At 70.8% G+C, this 5,392-nt stretch carries 3 protein-coding genes and 2 pseudogenes; all 5 read right to left on the bottom strand.

Annotated elements, in window-relative coordinates:
• Window positions 1-67: 67 nt before the first annotated feature.
• Window positions 68-1,441, bottom strand: a complete 1,374-nt coding sequence (locus ACWJ6R_RS29260) for a sugar transferase (protein WP_449065320.1) — start codon at window positions 1,439-1,441, stop codon at window positions 68-70.
• 392 nt (window positions 1,442-1,833) lie between these two features.
• A complete protein-coding gene (locus tag ACWJ6R_RS29255; protein WP_449065319.1) occupies window positions 1,834-2,901 on the bottom strand; it encodes a 2-oxoacid:ferredoxin oxidoreductase subunit beta in 1,068 nt (355 codons plus the stop codon).
• Window positions 2,894-4,749, bottom strand: a pseudogene (locus ACWJ6R_RS29250) (2-oxoacid:acceptor oxidoreductase subunit alpha). The gene ACWJ6R_RS29255 and the pseudogene ACWJ6R_RS29250 overlap by 8 nt, the downstream one beginning before the upstream one ends.
• Before the next feature lie 206 nt (window positions 4,750-4,955).
• Window positions 4,956-5,045: a putative leader peptide gene (locus tag ACWJ6R_RS29245; RefSeq protein ID WP_369690506.1), complete on the bottom strand. Its 90-nt coding sequence runs from the start codon at window positions 5,043-5,045 to the stop codon at window positions 4,956-4,958.
• 69 nt (window positions 5,046-5,114) lie between these two features.
• A pseudogene (locus ACWJ6R_RS29240) lies at window positions 5,115-5,392 on the bottom strand (hypothetical protein); the annotation flags it as partial.

Genomic DNA, 5,392 nt, shown 5'->3' with positions numbered 1-5,392 from the left:
CCGCGACCGGTCCGGGGCGTGCGGTCCGCGACCGGTCCGCCGGGCGCCGCCGCTCAGTAGCCGCCGCTCAGTAGGCGCCGCGCCCGCGGGAGATCGCGGGCCAGGTCTTCCACAGGATCTGCAGGTCCAGCGCGAGGGACCAGTTCTCCACGTAGCGCAGGTCGAGCCGGACCGATTCCTCCCAGGTCAGGTCGGAGCGGCCGCTCACCTGCCAGAGCCCGGTCATCCCGGGCTTCACGACCAGGCGGCGGCGCACGTCGTCGCCGTACTGGGCGACCTCCTCGGGCAGCGGGGGACGGGGACCGACCAGGGACATCTCCCCGCGCAGCACGTTGAGCAGCTGCGGCAGCTCGTCGACGGAGTGCTTGCGCAGCAGGGCGCCCACGCGGGTGACGCGCGGGTCGTGCCGCATCTTGAACAGCACGCCGTCCTTCTCGTTCCACGCGACCAGGGACGACTTGATCTTCTCCGCGTCCGTGACCATCGTGCGGAACTTGTAGATCTGGAACTCCCGGCCGCCGCGTCCCACCCGGGTCTGCCGGAACAGGGCCGGCCCGGGGTCGCCGAACCGGATGGCCGCCGCCACCGTCAGCATGACCGGGGAGAGCAGCAGCAGCACCGCCGCCGCCACCACCCGGTCGAAGGCGTCCTTGAAGAACTGCCGCACCCCGGAGAGCTCGGGGTGGTCGACGTGCAGGAGGGGCAGTCCGGCGACGGGCCTGATGGTGGTGCGGGGACCGGCCACCTCCATGAGGGCCGAGGCGACGTAGAGCTGGGTGCCGCTCTCCTCCAGGCGCCAGCTGAGCCGGCGCAGGGCGGTGCCGTCCATCTCCGGGCAGGCGAGGACCGCGACGGTGTCGGCGCGGTGGGCGCGGACGACCTCGGGGATCGAGGCGAAGTCCCCGGAGACCGGCACGCCGGCGATCTCGGACCGCATCGGCCGTCCGGGAGCGGTGGGCAGGCAGGCGGCCACCACGGCCATGCCGTGGTGGCGTTCGAGGCGGAACTGGTTGATCAGCGTCAGCACGGACTCGCGGTGCCCCACGGCCACGACCCGGTGGACGAACCGCCCCTGGGCGTGCCAGCGGTGCAGGCGCTTGCGCATGGCGTACCGGCCCAGCAGCGTGAGCACGGCGGCCAGGGGGAGGGCGAACAGGACGTAGCCCCGGGCGTAGGGGGTCTGCGCGGCGTAGGCCACCGTCGCGACGACGGCGATGAGCAGGGCCGCGGCCTGGAAGACCCGGCGGAACTCCTCGGGACCGACCCCGGCGAAGCGCTGCTCGTACCCCCGGGCCCCGGCGATCGCGGCCGGCCACAGGACGCACAGGGCCAGGCCGACGAGGATCTTCTCCACGGTGACGACGTGCGCGACCAGCAGGAACGCCCGGACCATCTCCAGGGCGCAGGCGACGATGATCGCGCTCAGATCGGACAGGAACATGGCACGGGTGTGCCTGCGGAGCCAGGACCGCGACGCGGTGTCGACCGGCGGGAGCCGGTGATCGTCCGGGAGCGGTTCAGGCACCACGTGACCCTCCGAAAGGACGAAGTAGTAAATATCGCCCAATCCTAGGGTAAAGAAGGTATGGAAATATAACCCCGGCGTGCGTCTTTACGTTCTCGCAACCGGGAAGCGCTTTCACGGTTCTGCGGCGCTCCCAGCTCGGAGAACGCACCCGCCGAACCCGCTGCGGGCCCGGAGATCGCGTGCCGCGGACGCGGGATGCCCGGAGGCCGCATGCCGGGGAGGTCACGGGCCCGGAGGTCACGGGTCCCGCAAGCGCGGAAGGCCCCCCGCGGTCACGCGAGGGGCCCTCCGGTACGGCAGGCCGATCAGCCGATGCGCCAGGTGTCCCCCGACAGGAGCAGGTCGTCCAGGCTGCCGGGACCGCGCTGCGCGACGGCCTCCTCCAGCTGGGTGGACATCAGCTCGTCGTAGGACGGGCGGTCGACGCTGCGGAAGACGCCGATCGGGACGTGCTCGAAGGCCGGCTCGTCCAGCCGGGAGAGCGCGAAGGCCAGCGACGGGTCGGCGCGGTGGGCGTCGTGGACGAGGATCTCGCTCTCGGCCACCTCCGAGCGGGGGACGACCTCGATGCCGCCGTCGGCCGCCCGCCGTACGGCCTTGGAGGCGCTGGCGATGGGCTGCCCGTGCTCCAGTCGCAGCGTGATGTCGTCGCGCTGCTCCGGGTCCTTCAGCTGGTCGAAGGCGCCGTCGTTGAAGATGTTGCAGTTCTGGTAGATCTCCACCAGCGAGGTGCCCTTGTGCTCGGCGGCCTCGCGCAGCACCGACTGCAGGTGCTTGCGGTCGGAGTCGATGGTCCTGGCCACGAAGGAGGCCTCGGCGCCGATCGCCAGCGAGATCGGGTTGAACGGCTTGTCCAGCGAGCCCATCGGGGTGGACTTCGTGATCTTGCCGACCTCGGAGGTCGGGGAGTACTGGCCCTTGGTCAGACCGTAGATCCTGTTGTTGAACAGCAGGATGTTGAGGTTGACATTGCGGCGCAGCGCGTGGATCAGGTGGTTGCCGCCGATGGAGAGCGAGTCGCCGTCACCGGTGATGACCCAGACGCTCAGGTCGGGCCGGGAGGCGGCCAGGCCGGTGGCGATCGCGGGCGCGCGGCCGTGGATCGAGTGGAACCCGTAGGTGTTCATGTAGTACGGGAACCGGGAGGAGCAGCCGATGCCCGAGACGAACACCATGTTCTCGCGCTTGAGGCCGAGCTCCGGGACGAAGGACTGCACCGCGGCCAGGATGGCGTAGTCGCCGCAGCCCGGGCACCACCGGACCTCCTGGTCCGACTTGTACTCCTTCATGGACTGCTTGGCGTCGGACTTGGGGACCAGCGCCAGGCCCTTGCCGTTCAGGCCGGGGCCGGAACCGTTCAGCAGCTCACTCACTGTCGATCACATCCTGGATCACGTCGGCCAGCTCCTCGGCCTTGAACGGGAGCCCCCGCACGCGGTTGTAGCTGATGATGTCGACCAGGAAGCGGGCGCGCAGCAGCATCGCGAGCTGGCCGAGGTTGATCTCCGGGAGCAGCACCTTGTCGTAGGACTTCAGCACCTCGCCGGTGTTGGCGGGCAGCGGGCTGAGGTGCCGCAGGTGCGCCTGCGCGACCTTCCCCCCGGACTTGCGGATGCGCCGTACGGCCGCGGCGATCGGGCCGTAGGTGGAGCCCCAGCCCAGCACCAGCACCCGGGTCCCGCCGTCGGGACGTGGGGGTCGTCCACCTCCAGCGGCGGGATGTCCTCGGCGATCCCGTCGATCTTGGCCTGCCGGATCCGGACCATGCGGTCGTGGTTGTCGGGGTCGTAGGAGATGTTGCCGGTGCGGTCGGCCTTCTCGATGCCGCCGATCCGGTGCTCCAGGCCCGGGGTGCCCGGCACGGCCCACGGCCGGGCGAGGGTCTCGGGGTCGCGCAGGTAGGGCAGGAACTCCTCGCCCTCGGCCGGCGCGGCGGCGAACGCGGTGGAGATGTCCGGCAGGTCGGCGGCGGCCGGCACCCGCCACGGCTCCGAGCCGTTGGCCAGGTAGCCGTCGGAGAGCAGCATGACCGGCGTGCGGTACTTCACCGCCAGGCGGGCGGCCTCGACGGCCGCGTCGAAGCAGTCGCTCGGCGACATCGGCGCGACGACCGGCAGCGGCGACTCGCCGTTGCGGCCGTACATCGCCATCAGCAGGTCGGTCTGCTCGGTCTTGGTCGGCATGCCGGTCGACGGGCCCGAACGCTGCACGTCCACCACGATCAGCGGCAGCTCGGTCATGACGGCCAGGCCGACCGTCTCGGCCTTCAGCGCCACGCCCGGACCGGAGGTCGTGGTGACGCCCAGCGCGCCGCCGAAGGCCGCGCCGAGCGCCGCGCCGACGCCCGCGATCTCGTCCTCGGCCTGGAAGGTGCGGATGCCGAAGTGCTTGTGCTTGGAGAGCTCGTGCAGGATGTCGCTGGCCGGGGTGATCGGGTAGGACCCGAGGAACAGCGGGAGCCCCGACCGCACGGAGGCGGCGATCAGGCCGTAGGCGAGCGCCTGGTTGCCGGAGATGTTGCGGTAGACGCCCGGCGCCAGCGGGGCCGGCTTGACCTCGTAGGAGACCGAGAAGGACTCGGTGGTCTCGCCGTAGTTCCAGCCCGCCTGGAAGGCCGCGATGTTGGCCTTGGCGATCTCGGGCTTCTTGGCGAACTTGTTCTCCAGGAACGAGATCGTCGCCTCGGTCGGCCGGTGGTAGAGCCAGCTGAGCAGACCGAGGGCGAACATGTTCTTGGAGCGCTCGGCGTCCTTCTTCGACAGGTCGAAGCCCTCCAGGGCCTTGACCGTCAGCGAGGTCAGCGGCACCGGGTGGACACGCCACTCGGCGAGCGAGTCGTCCTCCAGCGGGCTGGCGGCGTAACCCACCTTCTGCAGGTTGCGCTTGGTGAACTCGTCGGTGTTGGCGATGATGTCGGCCCCGCGCGGCAGGTCGCCGAGGTTGGCCTTCAGCGCCGCCGGGTTCATCGCGACCAGGACGTTGGGCGCGTCACCCGGGGTCAGGATGTCGTGGTCGGCGAAGTGCAGCTGGAAGCTCGACACGCCGGGCAGTGTCCCTGCGGGGGCGCGGATCTCGGCGGGGAAGTTGGGGAGCGTCGACAGGTCGTTGCCGAACTCCGCCGTGCCCGCCGTGAAGCGATCACCCGTCAGCTGCATGCCGTCGCCGGAGTCGCCGGCGAAGCGGATGATCACGCGGTCGAGTTGCTGAACCTGCTTGGTCACAGCTCAGTCCTCCTCGACGCGAAAGGGCGCCGTTGCTGTTGCCACCATGTTTACTTCCATGCTAGATCCCTCGGGGGTCACGCGTTGTCTTTCGCGTTCCGCACGGCGTGGGAGTGTGACGCATGTCGCAGTCCCCGGCGTGCCGCGGTGGTGGAGCGTGGGGGGCTCGGGCGTCGTGCCCGCGGCTCGGGGGGAGGGCCGCGTGGTCACGATCGCGAACGGTCGTCCCGACACAGCCCGGCGGCGAGCCGGCACAGGTCAACGTGCAGGCGGCCGAAGAGGACAGTAGGGGTCACGATCGCCAACTATATGTCCTTCCCGGGAGGCGCCCCCATCTCTTCCGGCTATGGGGTCATAGCCGTCGGCTATGACCGGGCCGCCGGGGCCGGGCCGGAGCGGTACGTCTCGCCCGCGCGCATCCCCGCGGAGCCGAACAGCTCGGGCACGGTGACGAAGGCGTAGCCCTGCTCCGACAGCCGCCGCAGGATCTCGGGGACCGCCTCGACGGCCGAGCGGTGCACGTCGTGCATCAGGACGATCGACCCCGGCCGCGTCCCGGCCACGGCCCGCCGCGCGACGGCCCGGGGATCGCGGTCGCGCGCGCCAGCGGGTCGCGACGGTCCCAGCCCGACCCTAGTGCCCA

It is taken from the genome of Planomonospora algeriensis (assembly GCF_977012225.1).
The sequence above is the reverse complement of the archived record's forward strand: the minus strand, read 5'-3'. Positions and strand labels throughout refer to the sequence as shown.

What these genes read in the sequence shown, in the direction of transcription:
- ACWJ6R_RS29260 (WP_449065320.1), bottom strand. Translation starts at nt 1,441, where the DNA reads ATGTTCCTGTCCGATCTGAGCGCGATCATCGTCGCCTGCGCCCTGGAG.